This is a genomic window from Pseudomonas sp. F220, assembly GCF_057813935.1.
In genome coordinates, this window is record NZ_JBVASJ010000020.1 from 79,632 (window position 1) to 97,424 (window position 17,793).

15 protein-coding genes, 1 tRNA gene and 1 pseudogene are annotated in these 17,793 nt (G+C 58.4%); 7 read left to right on the forward strand and 10 right to left on the reverse strand.

What is annotated here, in order from left to right; genetic code table 11:
* The first annotated feature begins 13 nt into the window (after positions 1–13).
* The 7 genes from tolB to nadA all read left to right on the forward strand — a co-directional run bounded on the left by tolB (position 14) and on the right by nadA (position 5,679).
* The gene (gene tolB / locus ACZYSM_RS17995; protein ID WP_489073125.1) at positions 14–1,294 is read left to right on the forward strand and encodes a Tol-Pal system beta propeller repeat protein TolB; all 1,281 of its coding nucleotides are present in this window, start codon (positions 14–16) and stop codon (positions 1,292–1,294) included.
* 52 nt (positions 1,295–1,346) lie between these two features.
* Positions 1,347–1,844 carry a peptidoglycan-associated lipoprotein Pal gene (gene pal, locus ACZYSM_RS18000; protein WP_123426662.1) on the forward strand — a complete coding sequence of 166 codons (498 nt, stop codon included), beginning with the start codon at positions 1,347–1,349 and terminating at the stop codon, positions 1,842–1,844.
* A gap of 6 nt (positions 1,845–1,850) precedes the next feature.
* Entirely contained in the window at positions 1,851–2,675 is an 825-nt protein-coding gene (gene ybgF / locus ACZYSM_RS18005; protein WP_489073090.1) for a tol-pal system protein YbgF, read from the forward strand.
* A 182-nt stretch (positions 2,676–2,857) separates the two neighbouring features.
* Positions 2,858–3,505: a 7-carboxy-7-deazaguanine synthase QueE gene (gene queE, locus ACZYSM_RS18010; protein WP_489073092.1), complete on the forward strand. Its 648-nt coding sequence runs from the start codon at positions 2,858–2,860 to the stop codon at positions 3,503–3,505.
* Position 3,506: 1 nt separating this feature from the next.
* Complete coding sequence (queC, locus tag ACZYSM_RS18015) at positions 3,507–4,208, forward strand: 7-cyano-7-deazaguanine synthase QueC (protein WP_489073094.1); 702 nt, start codon at positions 3,507–3,509, stop codon at positions 4,206–4,208.
* A 62-nt stretch (positions 4,209–4,270) separates the two neighbouring features.
* Positions 4,271–4,346 (forward strand) — tRNA-Lys (locus ACZYSM_RS18020).
* A gap of 274 nt (positions 4,347–4,620) precedes the next feature.
* Positions 4,621–5,679 (forward strand): quinolinate synthase NadA, encoded by a 1,059-nt coding sequence (nadA, locus tag ACZYSM_RS18025; RefSeq protein WP_489073096.1) that lies wholly within the window; start codon positions 4,621–4,623, stop codon positions 5,677–5,679.
* Positions 5,680–6,260: 581 nt separating this feature from the next.
* Here nadA and ACZYSM_RS18030 read toward each other — a convergent pair.
* The 10 genes and pseudogenes from ACZYSM_RS18030 to ACZYSM_RS18075 all read right to left on the reverse strand — a co-directional run.
* Positions 6,261–6,752: an RDD family protein gene (locus ACZYSM_RS18030; protein WP_489073098.1), complete on the reverse strand. Its 492-nt coding sequence runs from the start codon at positions 6,750–6,752 to the stop codon at positions 6,261–6,263.
* Positions 6,753–6,846: 94 nt separating this feature from the next.
* Positions 6,847–7,059, reverse strand: coding sequence for a cold-shock protein (locus ACZYSM_RS18035; RefSeq protein ID WP_003175786.1), 213 nt, complete (start codon positions 7,057–7,059; stop codon positions 6,847–6,849).
* A 401-nt stretch (positions 7,060–7,460) separates the two neighbouring features.
* The gene (gcvT, locus tag ACZYSM_RS18040) at positions 7,461–8,585 is read right to left on the reverse strand and encodes a glycine cleavage system aminomethyltransferase GcvT (RefSeq protein WP_489073101.1); all 1,125 of its coding nucleotides are present in this window, start codon (positions 8,583–8,585) and stop codon (positions 7,461–7,463) included.
* Positions 8,586–8,626: 41 nt separating this feature from the next.
* The gene (locus tag ACZYSM_RS18045) at positions 8,627–10,003 is read right to left on the reverse strand and encodes an L-serine ammonia-lyase (RefSeq protein ID WP_489073103.1); all 1,377 of its coding nucleotides are present in this window, start codon (positions 10,001–10,003) and stop codon (positions 8,627–8,629) included.
* A 206-nt stretch (positions 10,004–10,209) separates the two neighbouring features.
* Positions 10,210–13,059: an aminomethyl-transferring glycine dehydrogenase gene (gene gcvP / locus ACZYSM_RS18050; RefSeq protein ID WP_489073105.1), complete on the reverse strand. Its 2,850-nt coding sequence runs from the start codon at positions 13,057–13,059 to the stop codon at positions 10,210–10,212.
* Between the two features lie 9 nt (positions 13,060–13,068).
* Complete coding sequence (gene gcvH, locus ACZYSM_RS18055) at positions 13,069–13,452, reverse strand: glycine cleavage system protein GcvH (RefSeq protein ID WP_489073107.1); 384 nt, start codon at positions 13,450–13,452, stop codon at positions 13,069–13,071.
* A gap of 448 nt (positions 13,453–13,900) precedes the next feature.
* Entirely contained in the window at positions 13,901–15,409 is a 1,509-nt protein-coding gene (locus ACZYSM_RS18060; protein WP_489073109.1) for a sigma-54-dependent transcriptional regulator, read from the reverse strand.
* 267 nt (positions 15,410–15,676) lie between these two features.
* Entirely contained in the window at positions 15,677–16,036 is a 360-nt protein-coding gene (locus tag ACZYSM_RS18065; RefSeq protein WP_489073111.1) for a DUF5064 family protein, read from the reverse strand.
* 60 nt (positions 16,037–16,096) lie between these two features.
* Positions 16,097–17,026: a carbamate kinase gene (gene arcC / locus ACZYSM_RS18070; protein WP_489073113.1), complete on the reverse strand. Its 930-nt coding sequence runs from the start codon at positions 17,024–17,026 to the stop codon at positions 16,097–16,099.
* A gap of 166 nt (positions 17,027–17,192) precedes the next feature.
* Positions 17,193–17,576, reverse strand: a pseudogene (locus ACZYSM_RS18075) (Rossmann-fold NAD(P)-binding domain-containing protein); the annotation flags it as partial.
* Between the last annotated feature and the right edge of the window lie 217 nt (positions 17,577–17,793).

A 17,793-nucleotide genomic window follows, 5' to 3' on the forward strand; every position in this document is an offset into this window, starting at 1 on the left:
CCTTCTTCGAGGAATGCTTGTCGTTATTTGCTGTATGGCAGGGATAGCGGCAGCGGATGAAAAAAACATTCTGGTCACCAGCGGCAGTGACCGGGCAACGCCGATCGCGGTAGTGCCATTCGGTTGGCAGGGCGGCAGCGTGCTGCCAGACGACATGGCGGAAATCATCGGTAATGACCTGCGCAACTCGGGTTACTACTCGCCGATTCCGAAGCAAAACATGATCGGTCTGCCGACTCAGGCCAGCGAAGTCATTTATCGTGACTGGAAGGCCCTTGGCGCCCAGTACATCATGGTGGGTAGCATTGTTCCTGCGGGCGGTCGCTTGCAGGTGCAGTACGCACTGTTCAACGTCGCCACCGAGCAGCAAGTGCTGACCGGCAGCGTGTCGGGCAGCGTTGATCAGCTACGCGACATGTCTCACTACATTGCTGACCAGTCGTTCGAGAAGCTTACCGGCATCAAAGGTGCTTTCTCGACGCGCATGCTGTACGTGACCGCCGAGCGCTTTTCGGTGAACAACACGCGTTACACCTTGCAGCGTTCTGACTATGACGGCGCGCGTGCAGTGACCTTGTTGCAATCGCGCGAGCCAATCCTGTCGCCGCGTTTCGCACCTGATGGCAAGCGTATCGCTTATGTGTCGTTCGAACAGAAGCGCCCGCGCATCTTCGTTCAGCACATCGATACCGGTCGCCGCGAGCAAATCACCAATTTCGAAGGGCTGAATGGCGCTCCAGCATGGTCGCCGGATGGTCAGCGACTGGCTTTCGTGCTGTCCAAAGACGGTAACCCGGATATTTATGTAATGAATCTGGGGTCGCGTCAGATCTCTCGCGTGACTAGCGGTCCAGGCATCAATACCGAACCGTTCTGGGGTAAAGATGGTTCGACCATCTACTTCACGTCCGATCGTGGTGGCAAACCACAAATCTACAAAACCAGCGCAAGTGGCGGCGGTGCTGAGCGTGTGACCTTTATCGGTAACTACAACGCCAACCCTAAACTGTCAGCGGATGAAAAGACCCTGGTGATGATTCACCGTCAGGATGGCTTCACTAACTTCAAGGTTGCGGCCCAGGATTTGCAACGCGGAAGCGTAAAAATCCTATCAGACAGCACACTTGATGAGTCGCCTACTGTCGCGCCTAACGGCACCATGGTAATCTACGCCACCCGCCAGCAGGGCCGGGGAGTCTTGATGCTCGTGTCCATTAATGGACGCGTAAGGCTCCCGCTTCCTACCGCTCAAGGCGAAGTCAGAGAACCTTCCTGGTCCCCTTACCTGAACTGACGCGGCGCTACACGTTTTACTTAACACATTGGGGTTCATTAGGAGTTTCACGATGGAAATGCTGAAGTTTGGTAAGTTTGCTGCGCTGGCTCTGGCCATGGCTGTAGCTGTAGGTTGCTCGTCCAAAGGCGGCGACAACGCCGGTGCAGGCGCTGTTGATCCAAACGCTGGTTACGGCGCTAATACTGGCGCTGTTGATGGCTCCCTGAGCGAAGAAGCTGCTCTGCGCGCAATCACCACCTTCTACTTCGAATACGACAGCTCGGACCTGAAGCCAGAAGCCATGCGCGCTCTGGACGTTCACGCCAAAGACCTGAAAGCAAACGGCGCTCGCGTTGTTCTGGAAGGCAACACCGACGAACGTGGTACTCGTGAGTACAACATGGCACTGGGCGAGCGTCGTGCGAAAGCCGTTCAGCGTTACCTGGTACTGCAAGGTGTTTCCCCAGCTCAGCTGGAACTGGTTTCCTACGGCGAAGAGCGTCCAGTTGCTACCGGCAACGACGAGCAGTCCTGGGCTCAAAACCGTCGCGTCGAACTGCGTAAGTAATTCGTCATGCGAACGTGCCGTCGTGCTGTAACTGTTTTGGCTCTCAGCCTCCTGCCGCTTGCGGCGGGGGCTGCGGTTCCTGTGGTCGAGGACAACTCCGGCTATAACAATAGCGGGAGCAGTTATCCGCCTGCGGGTTACGGTACGAACGGCGCCTATGCCGGGGGAGGGGTTTCGGCCCCTGTCTCGGCACAGGGCGAGCTGTTCAACCAACTGCAACAAATGCAGGAGCAAATCGCCCGGCAACAGGGTGTGATTGAAGTTCTGCAAAACGATGTTGCGCGCATGAAGCAAGAAAACCTGGAGCGATACCAGGAACTTGATCGGCGCATTGGAACCGGCGGTGCACCTGCCGCGGCTCCTAATAATTCTCCTGCTGGTGGTGATGTCAATGCCGCCGGTGCAGCTGCAGCACCTGCCACTCAGGCTCCTGCGGCGAGTAGCGAACCGGGTGATCCGGCGAAGGAAAAGCTGTATTACGACGCAGCCTTCGACCTGATCAAGGCCAAGGATTTCGACAAGGCCAGCCAGGCCTTCGCTGCATTCCTGCGCAAATACCCGAACAGCCAGTACGCGGGCAATGCTCAGTACTGGTTGGGTGAGGTGAATCTGGCCAAGGGCGACCTGCAAGGTGCCGGTCAGGCTTTTGCCAAGGTTAGCCAGCTGTATCCCAAGCATGCCAAAGTGCCGGACTCGCTGTACAAGCTCGCTGATGTAGAGCGCCGACTGGGTCACACCGACAAGGTTAAAGGCATTCTGCAGCAGGTTGTCGCCCAGTATCCGGGCACTTCCGCCGCTCAGCTGGCCCAGCGTGACTTGCAACGCATGTAAGTGTGTAAGCTTGTAGAAATAATTACTCCGTTTAGAAGAAACCCGCGCCTATCGCGGGTTTTTTCGTTAGAATTCACGCCCTTTTTATGAAACACGCTTCTTGGGATTCGCGCGATTGCGGGGTTCCTTGAAGTGCCTGACGGAGGCGGACAGCCTGTTTAGCTGTTATGCCCGTGGCGACTATGCAAGACACATTGAGAATCACCGAAGTTTTTTACTCGTTGCAGGGTGAAACGCGGACTGCCGGGCTACCCACTGTCTTTGTGCGCCTGACCGGTTGCCCATTGCGCTGTCAGTACTGCGACAGTGCCTACGCCTTCACGGGCGGCTCGATCATGTCTCTGGACAGCATCCTCGAACAGGTTGCCGGCTATCGCCCGCGTTACGTCTGCGTGACCGGCGGCGAGCCTTTGGCGCAACCCAATGCCATTCCTATGCTCAAGCAGCTGTGTGATGCCGGTTACGAGGTGTCGCTGGAGACCAGCGGTGCTCTGGATATTTCTGCGGTCGATCCACGGGTCAGTCGGGTTGTCGATTTGAAGACTCCCGGGTCTAAAGAAGCTCACCGTAACCGCTACGAAAACATCGAGCTACTGACGCCAAACGATCAGGTCAAGTTCGTCATCTGTTCCCGTGAAGACTATGACTGGGCAGTCTCCAAGTTGATTCAGTACGGTCTGGATCGGCGTGCCGGCGAAGTATTGTTTTCGCCGAGCCATCATGATTTGAAAGCCCGCGATCTGGCTGACTGGATCGTGGCGGACAACCTGCCAGTGCGCCTGCAACTGCAGCTGCATAAATATCTTTGGAATGACGAGCCGGGGCGCTGAAATGACTGAGCAACTGAATCAACAGCTTTCTAATGAGAAGCGTGCGGTCATCCTGCTGTCGGGCGGTCTGGATTCGGCGACTGTAGTGGCTATGGCCCGCGCAGACGGTTACAGCTGCTACACCATGAGCTTCGATTATGGTCAGCGTCATCGCGCCGAACTGGACGCCGCCGCTCGGGTTGCCCGAGATCTTGGCGTCGTCGAGCACAAGGTGATAGGTCTGAATCTGAACGGCATTGGCGGCTCGGCGCTGACCGACAGTTCAATCGACGTACCAGAGGCTCCGAGCGAGGGCATTCCGGTGACCTATGTGCCGGCGCGCAATACCGTGTTCCTTTCGTTGGCGCTTGGCTGGGCGGAAGTGCTCGGTGCGCGGGACATCTTTATCGGTGTGAACGCGGTGGACTACTCCGGATATCCAGACTGCCGTCCTGAGTTCGTCGAGGCTTTCGAGCGTATGGCTAACCTGGCGACAAAGGCTGGGGTAGAAGGGAAGGGTTTCCGTATTCAGGCGCCGCTGCAGAACCTGAGCAAGGCCGAGATCATCAAGGCTGGCGTGAAGCTTGGTGTCGACTACGGGCTGACGGTGTCCTGCTATCAGGCGGACGATAACGGTCGCGCATGCGGCAAATGCGACAGCTGCCGCCTGCGCGCAGAGGGCTTTGCGGCTGCCGGAATCAGCGACCCAACACCTTATTTCTGATTTATTTCAAATCAGGTGTTGAATTCCCGTTAAAAATCAGTATTATACGCGCACCACACAGCGGGTCGTTAGCTCAGTTGGTAGAGCAGTTGGCTTTTAACCAATTGGTCGTAGGTTCGAATCCCACACGACCCACCATTTTAGATGTAGATGTTTGAAAATCTGGAAGGCCCATGAAAATGCGGATTTCCAGATTTTTTTTTGCCCTGGATTTGAGTTCAGCTCAATTCAGGGAATTCAGTGCTTTACGCAGGTCAGAATCATCTTTTGAATCCACTGGATATTCTGTAGCCTTGCGCAGCTCCAACACTGTCCATGCCTGATGGACCCACTCTCCCGGCGGTGCCCTGAACGGCCCAGAGCCGGTGGTATACTCGACTTTCGCGCTTTAGCGCTTGCAGGTCTTGCGAACATGACGCAAATTTCCGAACGCCTTCTGGTTCAAGCCCACCTCGATGCCAAGCAGCCCAAGCCGCTGAGTGCTGAAGAGCAAGCCTATTACCGTGCCGCCATCGCTGCCGAGCTCAAGGCTCAGGACGCAGTGCTGGTTGCGCACTTCTATTGTGATCCGGTGATTCAGGCCCTGGCGGAAGAAACCGGCGGCTGTGTTTCCGATTCGCTGGAAATGGCCCGCTTTGGCAACGCCCATCCGGCCAAGACCGTTGTGGTCGCTGGTGTGAAGTTCATGGGCGAGACCGCAAAAATCCTCAATCCGGAAAAGCGTGTACTGATGCCGACCCTGGAAGCGACGTGCTCGCTGGATCTGGGTTGCCCGGTGGACGAGTTCTCGGCGTTTTGCGATCAGCACCCAGAGCGTACGGTGGTGGTGTATGCCAATACTTCAGCCGCCGTTAAGGCCCGCGCTGATTGGGTGGTGACTTCCAGCTGCGCGCTGGAGATCGTCGAAAGCCTGATGGACAACGGTGAGACGATCATCTGGGGACCGGATAAACATCTGGGCACATATATTCAGCGCAAAACCGGTGCGGACATGTTGCTTTGGGACGGTGCCTGCATCGTCCACGAAGAGTTCAAGTCCAAGCAGCTCGAAGACATGAAAGCGTTGTATCCCGATGCGGCGATTCTGGTTCACCCTGAGTCACCGACTGCGGTCATTGACCTCGCCGATGCAGTGGGTTCTACCAGCCAGCTTATTGCGGCTGCGCAGAGCCTGCCGAACAAGACGTTTATCGTTGCCACCGATCGCGGCATTTTCTACAAAATGCAGCAGCTGTGCCCGGACAAGGTCTTCATCGAGGCGCCAACGGCCGGTAACGGCGCGACATGCCGCAGTTGCGCGCATTGCCCGTGGATGGCGATGAATACCCTTGAGCGCACGCTGCAGAGCTTACGTGAGGGCTCCAACGAGATCTTCGTCGACTCGGCGCTGATTCCTCAGGCCATTCGCCCGCTCAAGCGCATGCTCGACTTTACCCAGGCTGCGCGTATGAAGCTGGCGGGTAATGCCTGATCTGCTGGCAGGTCGTCTGTGCGGGCGACCTGTTTCTTGCGCAAGTAGCCCCCTGTAGGAGCGAGCTTGCTCGCGATGGCGGCCTGACAGCCGGCCTGTCTCTTGCGGATGTACACAGATCAATTGTGGGAGCTGGCTTGCCTGCGAAGGCGGCCTGACAGCCGGCCTATCTCTTGCTGGTGTACATATCCGTTTCTGCGGTAACGGCCACTTAGGGTTTCGCTCTTACAGCAACTCACTTTTCCAGACGCCGAAAAGTAAGCAAAAGGCTTCGCCCCGAGCGTACGGCACCTCGCCAAGGCTCGGTGTTCCCTCGCTCCGGCGTCCATCATGGGGCGCCGCAATGCGGCGGAGTCAGCTTCGCTGACGGCGCTACGCGCCACCCCCCTGATGAACACCTCCACTCGGCCTGCCGAAGGGGCGGGTAGATCAAAAGCAAGGTCAAAAGCTGCAGCGACCTACCGGTCGGCCTGTGATTGGGTTTGGGTGTATGCCGATCTAATGTGGGGCGGGCCGGGCGACACTTCGCTTGCTCGCGATGGGGACGGATGGTCACCTTGGCGATTGGGCCGGGTGAGCGCCTACTTTTTCGTCTTCTTCGGAATCTGTACCAGCTGGCTGTTTGAGTACATGTCGTGCCAGCTGCGTTTCTGCTTGTCGAATAGCATCCAAAAGAACCCAAGCCCTGCGCAGAGTAGCGAGCCGATCGATACCACAAAGCGCAACAATGCCTGCCACAGGCTGATGGCCGTGCCGTCGGGGTTCTGTACGCGAATGCACCAGACTTGCATGCCAAGGGTCTGGCCGGACCAGGTCCAGAATTTGGCGAAGAAGCCAAACAAGACGAAAAGCAAAATCGTTGATAGCAGCGGATCACCGTCCAGCGCGCCGGAGTCGGTCAGGGCGCGCATTTTTTCTTCGCCGATGATCGCCATCTGCACCATCTTGTAGATGCCTCCGGTGACGATCAGCAGGGCAGTGCACAACAGGAAGTCATAGAACATCGCTGCCAGGCGACGGCCCAGTCCGGCGGCAGGAAAATCGCCTTGGGGGCTTAGCAGGTGTTTCGACATGACAGAGCTCTCGGCTGAAAAAAGCCATTTTACGGAATTACGCGCACAAAAAAGCCCCTGATGTCAGCATCAGGGGCTTTTTCGTCACAGAAGATCAGGCTTCTGCTTGTACTTCGTCAGCCTGCATGCCTTTTTGGCCTTGCACAGCAACGAAAGTCACTTTCTGGCCTTCTTTCAGGCTCTTGAAGCCGTTGCCCTGAATAGCGCGGAAATGGACGAACAGATCCGGACCGCTTTCTGGAGTGATAAAACCAAAACCTTTTTCGTCGTTAAACCACTTGACGGTACCGCTCTGACGTTGGGACATTTCTTATTTCCTTTGACGCAAAAATTAATGACAGCCTCTTTCTAATGAAAGAGTACTGGGGCTGGTTGCAGGAAAGTAAGAGACGTCGAACGGGTTGTAGCTAACTTATGGCTACTGCCCAGGTCACGGTTCCAAGCGACCCATGCAAACACAGTGAAGAAACTCTACGCCAACTAAGGGAGAAAAAACAAGCCCTTCGAAGCCCCCGGTTTTGCTCAGTGTGATGAGGGTTTGCAGAGTAACGATGGCGCTTATTCGATAGTGCTGTTCAATTGTTTTCGAACGTTATAAGCCAAGTTCATTATCGAAAGTTATCGTCAAAGGCATGCACTGTTTTATGGCGATTGCGTTACAGATTAGTGCACTGTTAACGCAATCGCGTTACTTATAGAAACAGTCAATCAGCCGCGATAGTAGCGTTGTGGCACAAATGGCATTTTGCTTACATTCATAGGCACCTTTTTCCCACGAACAATCGCCCATACGGGGGTATCAAGTGCCATGTAATGGCTGTCGAGGTAACCCATGGCCAATGGGCCTCCCAACGTGGGGCCAAAGCCGCCGCTGCACACGGTGCCGATTACTGCGCCTTCTTCGTTGACGATTTCTGCGCCTTCACGCACAGGCGTGCGTTCCTGAGGTAACAGACCGACCCGTTTGCGGCTCACACCGGCTTGTTGCTGAGCGAACACGGTTTCTGCACCAGGAAAGCCACCGGCGCGTGGACCATCGGCGCGACGAGCCTTGGAGATGGCCCAGAGCAGGCTGGCCTCGATAGGTGTGGTCTCGGTATTCATGTCATGGCCATAGAGGCACAGGCCGGCTTCCAGGCGCAGCGAGTCGCGGGCGCCGAGGCCAATCGCGGCCACTTCCGGTTCGGCCAGCAGCGCGCGGGCCAACGCTTCAGCGCTGGCGGCCGGAACGGAGATTTCGAAACCGTCTTCACCGGTGTAACCGGAACGGCTGACATAGCAGTCCACACCCAGCAGTTTCACGCTGGCGAATTGCATGAAGGTCATCTTCGACACTTCTGGAGCCAGGCGCGCCAGTACCGTTACTGCCGTCGGGCCCTGGAGGGCGAGCAGCGCGCGTTCTTCGAACAGTGGTTGAATCTCGCACTGGCCGCCGATGTGTTTGCGCAGGTGCGCGAGATCCTGATCCTTGCAGGCGGCGTTGACCACCAGGAACAGTTCGTCGTTACCGAGGTTGGCGACCATCAGGTCATCGAGAATACCGCCGGTTTGATTGGTGAACATCGCATAACGCTGCATCCCCACTGGCAGGTCGATGATGTCCACGGGCACTAAGGTTTCCAGTGCCTTGGCGGCGTTGGCGCCGGTCAGACGGATCTGACCCATGTGCGAGACATCGAACAGCCCGGCCTGATCACGGGTGTGCTGGTGTTCTTTCATCACACCCAGCGGGTATTGCACCGGCATGTCGTAGCCGGCGAATGGCACCATGCGCGCGCCGAGTTCCAGATGCAAGGCGTGCAGCGGAGTTTTCGATAGTTGTTCGGTGGACATGTTCAGCTCCTGAAAAATGCACTGATGCAGCCAGGCTCGCATCAGCACTCAATAATGTTGACCGCCAAACCGCCGCGGGCGGTTTCCTTGTATTTGCTTTTCATATCGGCGCCGGTCTGGCGCATGGTGCGGATGACCTTGTCGAGGGAGACGAAGTGTTGACCGTCACCGCGCAAGGCTATGCGTACCGCATTGATGGCTTTCACCGAGCCCATCGCGTTGCGTTCGATACACGGCACCTGGACCAGGCCGCCAATCGGGTCGCAGGTCAGCCCGAGGTTGTGTTCCATGCCGATCTCGGCAGCGTTTTCGACCTGCTGCACGGTGCCGCCGAGCACTTCGCAGAGTGCTCCGGCAGCCATCGAACAGGCGACGCCAACCTCGCCCTGACAGCCAACTTCGGCGCCGGAGATCGAGGCGTTTTCCTTGTACAGAATGCCAATTGCCGCCGCGGTGAGCAGAAAACGCACCACGCCGTCTTCATTGGCACCCGGGATAAAGCGCATGTAGTAATGCAAAACAGCAGGAACAATCCCCGCGGCGCCATTGGTCGGAGCCGTGACCACACGCCCGCCGTTGGCGTTTTCTTCGTTGACCGCAAGGGCGTACAGGTTGACCCAGTCGAGCACCGAGAGCGGATCGCGCAGGGCGGCTTCCGGGCTCTTGCACAATTGCTGGTGCAGCGCTGCCGCACGGCGTTTGACCTTCAAGCCGCCGGGCAGAATTCCCTCGTTGCGGCAACCGGCAGCGACGCAGTCCTGCATCACTTGCCAGATCTTCAGCAGGCCGGCACGGGTTTCTGCTTCCGGGCGCCAGGCGCTTTCATTGGTCAGCATCACCTGGCTGATGGACAGACCGTAGGTGGTGCAATGACCGAGCAAGTCCTTGGCACTTTTGAACGGGAAGGTCAGCGGCGTGGCGTCTTCGACAATGCGGTCAGCACCTGCGGCATCTTCATCGACCACGAAACCGCCGCCAACCGAATAGTACTCGCGGCTGCGGACCTGCAAACCGGCGGCATCGAAGGCGCGAAAAATCATGCCGTTGGGGTGATAAGCCAGCGGTTTGCGAATCATCGCCAGATGGAGTTTTTCGTTGAATTCAATGCTGTGTTCACCGAGCAGGTTCAAACGTCCGCTGCTGCGAATGTCGTGCAGGCGCGCGGCGATGGTCTCGGTATCCACGGTATCCGGATGTTCACCTTCCAGGCCCAGTAACACGGCCTTGTCGCTGCCGTGGCCCTTGCCGGTGGCGCCGAGTGAGCCGTACAGCTCGACTTTGACGCAGGTGGTTGCGGCGAGTAGCCCTTCACGGCGCAGACCTTCGACGAAGCGCGCAGCGGCGCGCATCGGACCGACGGTGTGGGAGCTGGAGGGGCCGATGCCAATCTTGAACAGGTCGAACACGCTTAGGGACATGTGGTTCTCCGGTTTCTTGTTATGAGGATCGGCGCAAATCCCCTGTAGGAGCAGCCGGTCGACGCTCGATTGCTCGCGATGGTCGCTAACGATAACGCGTGCTTCCTGACGAAGCGCGTCAGCTTCAAGTCCATCGCGAGCAAGCTCGCTCCTACGGGGATTTTGTGGCGTCCGTGAGGGAGCGAGCAAGCCCGCTCCCTCACAGGTCAAGCGTAGCTTTCGATCGACGGGCAGGCGCAGATCAGGTTGCGATCGCCGAAGACGTTGTCGACCCGGCCGACCGGCGGCCAGTATTTGCCTTCGATCAACGATGCAACCGGGTATACCGCCTGTTCACGGCTGTACGGATGAGTCCACTCGCCAACGATTTCCGCAGCAGTGTGCGGAGCGTTTTTCAACGGGTTGTCTTCCTTGTCCAGCGTACCGTTTTCCACCGCGCGAATCTCTTCGCGGATGCAGATCATGGCGTCGCAGAAGCGGTCCAGTTCTTCCTTTGATTCACTTTCGGTCGGCTCGATCATCAGCGTGCCGGCGACCGGGAAGGACATGGTCGGTGCGTGGAAACCGAAGTCGATCAAACGCTTGGCGACGTCATCGACGCTAATGCCGCTGCTGTCTTTGAGCGGGCGCAGGTCGAGGATGCATTCGTGAGCCACCAGACCATTGCTGCCGGTGTACAGAACCGGGTAGTGCTCTTCGAGGCGACGGGAAATGTAGTTCGCGTTGAGGATCGCCAGCTGCGAGGCACGCTTGAGGCCTTCGCCACCCATCATACGAATGTACATCCAGGTGATCGGCAGAATGCTCGCGCTGCCGAACGGTGCTGCGCAGACCGCGCCTTCCTTGCGTTCCATGGTGCCGTGACCCGGCAGGAACGGCGTCAGGTGGGACTTCACGCCAATCGGACCGACGCCCGGGCCGCCACCACCGTGCGGGATGCAGAAGGTCTTGTGCAGGTTCAGGTGGGACACGTCGCCGCCGAACTTGCCCGGAGCGCAGAGGCCGACCATGGCGTTCATGTTGGCGCCGTCGATGTACACCTGGCCGCCGTGGTCATGAATGATCCCGCATATTTCGCGGATGCCTTCTTCGAACACGCCGTGGGTCGACGGGTAGGTAATCATCAGCGCGGCGAGATGTTCGCGGTGCTCGATGGCCTTGGCGCGCAAGTCTTCGATGTCGACGTTGCCGCGTGCGTCGCAAGCGGTGACCACTACGCGCATACCGGCCATGTTGGCGGTCGCCGGGTTGGTGCCGTGGGCGGACGATGGGATTAGGCAGATGTCGCGGCGGTCATCACCACGGCTCTGGTGGTAAGCACGGATAGCCAGCAGACCTGCGTATTCGCCCTGGGAACCGGCGTTCGGTTGCAGGGAGATCGCGTCGTAACCGGTAGCGGCGCAGAGCATCGCTTCCAGTTCGTCAGTCAGTTGCTGGTAGCCGGCGCTTTGCTCGGCCGGTGCGAACGGGTGCAGTGCGCCGAACTCGGCCCAGGTCACGGGGATCATTTCGCTGGCGGCGTTGAGCTTCATGGTGCACGAGCCTAGCGGGATCATGGTGCGATCGAGTGCCAGGTCTTTATCGGCGAGTTTGCGCAGGTAGCGCATCAGCTCGGTTTCCGAGTGATAACGGTTGAACACCGGGTGGCTGAGGATCGGCGATTGACGAACCAGAGTGGCTGGGATGCGGCTTTCAACAGCTGCGGCCAGTGCAGCGAAGTCCGGTAGCGCTTTGCCGTCAGCCAGCACGCTCCACAAGGTTTCGATATCAGCCTGGCTGGTGGTTTCGTCCAGGGACAAGCCCAGGCGTTCGCCATCGACTACACGCAGGTTGATGCGCTGGGCGCGGGCCTTGTCGTGCAGCGCAGCGGTCTGGCTGCCGGTGTTCAGGGTCAGGGTGTCGAAGAAGTTATCTTGTTCCACCGCAAGACCCAGATCGCTCAAGCCTTTGGCGAGAATTGCGGTCAGGTGATGGATGCGATTGGCGATCTGCTGCAGGCCTTTAGGGCCGTGGTAGACGGCGTACATGCTGGCGATGTTGGCCAACAGCACTTGGGCGGTGCAAATGTTGCTGGTGGCTTTCTCGCGACGGATATGTTGTTCGCGGGTCTGCATGGCCAGGCGCAGTGCCGGCTTGCCGTGACGGTCCACCGAGACGCCGACCAGACGGCCTGGCATGTCACGCTTGAACGCATCGCGAGTGGAGAAGTAGGCCGCGTGCGGGCCACCGAAGCCCAGCGGTACGCCGAAGCGTTGTGCGCTGCCGATGGCCACGTCGGCGCCGAATTCGCCCGGCGGGGTCAGTAAGGTCAGGGCCAGCAGGTCAGCGGCAACCGCGACCAGAGCGTTAGCGGCGTGGAAGCGTTCGGTCAGTTCGCGGTAATCGAACAGGTCGCCGTTGCTGGCCGGGTACTGCAGCAGGGCACCGAAGAAGGCGCTGACATCCGTCAGTTCGCGTTCATCACCGACTACCACGTCAATGCCCAACGGCTCGGCACGGGTGCGCAATACGTCGAGGGTTTGCGGGTGGCAGTGGCTGGAAGCGAAGAAAGCGTGGCTGCCTTTGTTCTTGCTCAAGCGTTTGCAGAAGGTCATGGCTTCGGCAGCGGCGGTGGCTTCGTCGAGCAGCGAGGCGTTGGCGATCGGCAAGCCGCTGAGGTCGCTGATCAGCGTCTGGAAATTCAGCAGCGCTTCAAGACGGCCTTGGGATATCTCTGGTTGATACGGGGTGTAGGCGGTGTACCAGGCCGGATTTTCCAGCAGGTTGCGCAGGATCGGCGATGGCGTGTGGCAGTTGTAGTAGCCCTGGCCGATGTAGGTCTTGAACAGTTGATTCTTGGCGGCGATGGCTTTGATCGACGCCAGGGCATCGGCTTCGCTTTGGCCGGCCGGCAGGTCGAGCACGCTGGTGCCCTTGATGCTGTCCGGAATGACGCTGGCGCTCAGGGCTTCCAGAGAGTCAAAGCCGAGGCTGTTGAGCATGGCTTGCTCATCGCCCTGACGCGGGCCGATGTGGCGCGCGATGAATTCGTTGGCAGTGCTCAGATTAATAGTCATGACGGCTCCTCAGGCTTCGGCGCTGGCTTTGATCAGACGGTCGTAAGCGTCTTGATCCAGCAGTTGGCCGACAGCGGCGGCATCAGCCGGCTTGAAGCGGAAGAACCAGCCTTCGCCCAGAGGGTCTTCGTTGACCAGTTCAGGGCTGCTTTCGAGCGCTGGATTGGTCTCGACCACTTCACCGTCCAGAGGCATGTACACGCCACTGGCGGCTTTTACTGATTCAACGGTCGCGGCTTCTGCGCCTTTGTCGTAGGACTGCAGTTCCGGCAATTGCACGAAAACCACGTCGCCCAGCGCGTTCTGCGCAAACGCCGTGATGCCAACGGTGACGCTGCCATCGGCTTCGGTGCGCAGCCATTCGTGATCTTCAGTAAAACGCAACTCGCTCATGGAAACTCCTCAGGGGCCAGACTCGTCTGGTGGACGCGATTGAATGCTCGTGCAGGGCAGAGCTGAATGAGGAGTTACCTAGCAAAATCGCGGCCAATGTTTTTTATCTGTTATAAATCAATTGGTTATGAAGTTTTCACTGGGTGAGAAAATCTATTGCTGTAGCGAAATCGCTACAGCGCCAAGCGAAGAAAAAAGCCTATGAGGATCAAAGCCTTGCGTAGCGGCGATTCCGGAGGTGTGTAGCGAAATCATTCCACTGTAGCGCTTTCAGTACAGATGGATGTCGTTTTTAGAGATACTCCGAGCCGGACACAAAACTTGTGGGAGCGAGCCTGCTCGCGATAGCAGTGTGTCAGTCGACACTAATATCGACTGGCAGTGCCCATCGCGAGCAGGCTCGCTCCCACAGTGATTTTGTGTTGGTAACGAGATTGTATTCTCAGCCTCAAGCCTTGCCCGGAATGCCGTATTTGCGCAGCCGATGGGCGATGGCGGTGTGGGAGGTTTGCAGGCGACTGGCCAGTTGTCGGGTCGAGGGGTAATTGACGTAGAGTTTTTCCAGCAACGTCTTTTCGAACTCTTCCACGGCCTGTTCCAGGCTGTCGACTTCTGTGTCGCTCTGGCGCGCCACGGAGGTGCCAGCAATGTCCAGATCTCCGATGTCCACCAGAGTACTTTCGCAAATCGCAGCGGCGCGGAAGATCACGTTCTGCAATTGCCGCACGTTGCCCGGCCAGCGGTTACCCAGCAGCGCCGGATAGGTGCCGGGAGACAGGCGACAGACCGGGCGCTGGATCTGTGCACAGGCTTGCTGCATGAAATAGCGCGCCAGCAGCAGGATGTCCTGACCGCGCTCACGCAGCGGCGGGACTTCGACATTCAGCACGTTCAAGCGATAGAACAGGTCTTCACGAAAGCTGCCTTCGCTGACCATTTTTTCCAGATCGCGGTGGGTGGCGCTGAGGATTCGCACGTTGACCTTGACCTCGCGATCACCCCCCACCCGACGGAAGCTGCCGTCGTTGAGAAAACGCAGCAGTTTGGCTTGCAGGTACGGCGACATCTCGCCGATCTCGTCGAGGAACACCGTGCCCTGGTTGGCCAGTTCCATCAGCCCCGGTTTGCCGCCGCGCTGGGCGCCGGTGAAAGCGCCGGGGGCGTAACCGAACAGTTCACTTTCAGCGAGGTTTTCTGGGAGCGCCGCACAGTTCAGCGCTAGAAACGGCGCGCTGCATCGAGCGCTGATGGCGTGACAGGCTCGGGCCACCAGCTCTTTGCCGGTGCCGGTTTCGCCCTGAATCAACAGCGGTGCATCGAGGGCCGCCACCCGTTGAGCGCGGGCCTTGAGGGTACGGATCGCCGGGGACTCGCCGAGCAGCGCGTCGAAACCTTCGGCATGGTCGTGGTGCAGCGCGGACAGACGTTCACCGATGCGATTGGGCTGATACAGCGTCAGTAGGGCGCCGGCGTCGGTGATGGGGGTGGCATCGAGCAACAGGGTCTGGCCGTTGACGGTGATCTCGCGCAACGGCAGACGAAAGCCCTGTTCGAGCAACGCGTCCAGCAGCGCCGGATCGGCAAACAGTTCAGCGATGCTTTCCCCGGCCGGTTCGCGGCCGTACAAGGCAATCAGTGCCGGGTTGGCCAGCAGCACTTTGCCAGCGCTGTCCAGTGCCAGCACCGGGTCGGTCATCGCCGCGAGCAAAGCGTCTAGCTGTAGATGACGACGCTGGCCGGGGAGGATGTCGACCACTGTCACTGCTTGCACGCCGCGCACGCTGAACAGGGCATCGCGCAGCTCTTCCAGCACTTGCGGGCTCAAGGTGGGGGCGTCGATGTAGACGTTAGGCGGAACCATCTCCACCGCATCCAGATTGAGATTGCGCCCGCCGAGCAGGGCCAGGACTTCCTGGGTGATGCCGACGCGGTCGATGAAACTAACGTGGATACGCATGGGGCGACTGACGGTTCTGTAGTGCGGAGGGTGGCAAGTATGCCTTGAGGGAGGGTAGTTGGTGAAATCCAGAGATTACGAGTGGATTCAAAAGCCACCCCTCACCCCAGCCCTCTCCCCAAGGAGGAGAGGGGAAAGGGAGCAGATCGGGGGCTTTGCAAACCTTGAGTTCGACTCTGTCTCTCAGGTCGCCGTATCTCGAAAAACTACTCGGTCAGTCCCCTCGCCCCCTGGGGAGAGGGTTAGGGTGAGGGGTGGCCTTCGGATTCACTCCAGATGTTCAGGCTTCACCGGATCGCCGGATTTGATGTCGAGTTGTTTGCGCACGTCTTCGAACATCTCATCGTAGTATTTGTGCATCGAGCCGATGCTGGCGGACTTGGGCATGCCGTATTTCTGCGTGATATGGGTGGCGTGGCGAGCAAAGTCGAAGGCCTGGTCCTTGGGCAGGAAGAACTCTTCCTTCAGGTCCTTGCCTTCGATCGTGCCGTGTAGCGTGAAGAGCATGCCTTTGCCTTCCTTCGGATCCTGAGCGACTTCATAGTCAATGCAGAGGTTGTAGCTGTAGTCGTCCTTGTTGAGCGCGTGGCGCTCGAAATGCAGGTGACCGGGCTCGAACGTGGCCATAGGCGTTTCTCCTTCAAGGGCTGAAGAAAGGGCAGGCCGTTAGCCCGCCCCCCGGGATTCTTACACGTAGCTGATGCCAGGTTTCGCCGTGCTGATGCGGGTACCGGCCTTGCCCTGGACGATCGCTTCGATGTCCGAGAGTGAACCGATCACGGCGACTTTGCCAGTGTTGCGGGCGAACTCGCAGGCCGCCTGGACTTTCGGGCCCATGGAGCCAGCGGCGAAGCCGAGTTTTTCCATTTCGTCAGGGTGCGCTTGGGCGATGGCTTTCTCGGTGGGTTTGCCCCAGTCGATAAAGGCCGCCTTGACGTCGGTGGCGATTACCAATAAATCACTGCCAAGCTGTTCGGCCAGCAGCGCCGAGCAGAGGTCTTTATCGATGACCGCTTCCACGCCTTTGAGTTTGCCGTCAGTGCCATACATCGTCGGGATGCCACCGCCGCCAGCGCAGATAACGATGCTGCCTTTTTCCAGCAGCCATTTGATCGGGCGGATTTCGAAGATGCGTTTCGGTTTAGGGCTGGCCACCACGCGGCGGAATTTGTCACCGTCCGGGGCGATGGCCCAGCCTTTTTCGGCAGCGAGCTTTTCCGCCTCGGTCTTGGAGTAGACCGGGCCGATAGGCTTGGTCGGGTTCTGGAAGGCCGGGTCTTTGGGGTCGACTTCGACTTGGGTCAGCAGGGTGGCGAAAGGCACCTCGAAATCCAGAAGGTTGCCCAATTCCTGTTCGATGATGTAGCCGATCATGCCTTCGGTTTCAGCGCCGAGTACATCCAGTGGATAAGGGCTGACCGAGGTGTAGGCAGCCGCTTGCAATGACAACAGGCCGACTTGCGGGCCATTGCCGTGGGCGATCACCAGTTCGTTGCCTGGATAGATCTTGGCGATCTGTTCGGTGGCGATCCGGATGTTGATGCGTTGATTGTCCGCGGTCATGGGTTCACCACGACGCAGGAGGGCGTTACCGCCCAGTGCAACGACGATACGCATAATGCAGTCCTTCTAAAATTCGGTGATCCTTGTAGGAGCGAGGCTTGCCCGCGATGGCTGGCGACGCGGTATCACAGGCACTCCGCGTTATCGTTCATCGCGGGCAAGCCTCGCTCCTACAGGTTTATCGGTCGATCATAGGCACATGGTCAGCCGAGGATTGGCCTTAGATATCTGCCAGTGCCGACACCAGGATCGCCTTGATCGTGTGCATGCGGTTTTCCGCTTGCTCAAAGGCGATATTGGCCGGTGACTCGAAGACTTCTTCGGTGACTTCAACGCCATTGGCCAGGTGCGGATACCGCGCGGCGATATCCTTGCCGACCTTGGTTTCGCTGTTGTGGAAGGCCGGCAGGCAGTGCATGAATTTCACCCGCGGGTTGCCTGACGCCTTCATCATCTTGGCGTTGACCTGGTAGGGCAGCAGTTGCTCGATACGCTCGTCCCATGCCTCGACGGGCTCACCCATGGACACCCAGATGTCGGTGTGGATGAAGTCGACGCCCTTGACCGCTTCTTTCGGGTCTTCGGTGATGGTGATGCGCGCGCCATAAGTTCTAAATAAGGCAGGTTAATTGGTGTTATCTAAGGAGACGCTGAACAATTAACCCGTTCGCACCGCCCCCATTGCCAAGCCGGTTTTTTTCAACCTGCCGGCCTTATTTTGCATTTCCAGGGCCGATTTTCGCCCTCATTTTGCTGATTTTCGGGTCAACCCCGCCTTAAAGACGGATTTATCCCGCCGCCCGTTGCAAATACCGCTTGGC

Excerpts from the sequence above, each read along its gene's own strand:
- pal (WP_123426662.1), top strand. The coding sequence starts at position 1,347 with ATGGAAATGCTGAAGTTTGGTAAGTTTGCTGCGCTGGCTCTGGCCATG.
- gcvH (WP_489073107.1), bottom strand. The coding sequence starts at position 13,452 with ATGAGCGAGTTGCGTTTTACTGAAGATCACGAATGGCTGCGCACCGAA.
- tolB (WP_489073125.1), top strand. The coding sequence starts at position 14 with ATGCTTGTCGTTATTTGCTGTATGGCAGGGATAGCGGCAGCGGATGAA.
- queE (WP_489073092.1), top strand. The coding sequence starts at position 2,858 with ATGCAAGACACATTGAGAATCACCGAAGTTTTTTACTCGTTGCAGGGT.
- ACZYSM_RS18030 (WP_489073098.1), bottom strand. The coding sequence starts at position 6,752 with ATGTCGAAACACCTGCTAAGCCCCCAAGGCGATTTTCCTGCCGCCGGA.
- arcC (WP_489073113.1), bottom strand. The coding sequence starts at position 17,026 with ATGCGTATCGTCGTTGCACTGGGCGGTAACGCCCTCCTGCGTCGTGGT.
- ACZYSM_RS18065 (WP_489073111.1), bottom strand. The coding sequence starts at position 16,036 with ATGGCCACGTTCGAGCCCGGTCACCTGCATTTCGAGCGCCACGCGCTC.
- ACZYSM_RS18035 (WP_003175786.1), bottom strand. The coding sequence starts at position 7,059 with ATGTCCCAACGTCAGAGCGGTACCGTCAAGTGGTTTAACGACGAAAAA.
- nadA (WP_489073096.1), top strand. The coding sequence starts at position 4,621 with ATGACGCAAATTTCCGAACGCCTTCTGGTTCAAGCCCACCTCGATGCC.
- gcvP (WP_489073105.1), bottom strand. The coding sequence starts at position 13,059 with ATGACTATTAATCTGAGCACTGCCAACGAATTCATCGCGCGCCACATC.
- queC (WP_489073094.1), top strand. The coding sequence starts at position 3,507 with ATGACTGAGCAACTGAATCAACAGCTTTCTAATGAGAAGCGTGCGGTC.
- ACZYSM_RS18045 (WP_489073103.1), bottom strand. The coding sequence starts at position 10,003 with ATGTCCCTAAGCGTGTTCGACCTGTTCAAGATTGGCATCGGCCCCTCC.
- ACZYSM_RS18060 (WP_489073109.1), bottom strand. The coding sequence starts at position 15,409 with ATGCGTATCCACGTTAGTTTCATCGACCGCGTCGGCATCACCCAGGAA.
- gcvT (WP_489073101.1), bottom strand. The coding sequence starts at position 8,585 with ATGTCCACCGAACAACTATCGAAAACTCCGCTGCACGCCTTGCATCTG.
- ybgF (WP_489073090.1), top strand. The coding sequence starts at position 1,851 with ATGCGAACGTGCCGTCGTGCTGTAACTGTTTTGGCTCTCAGCCTCCTG.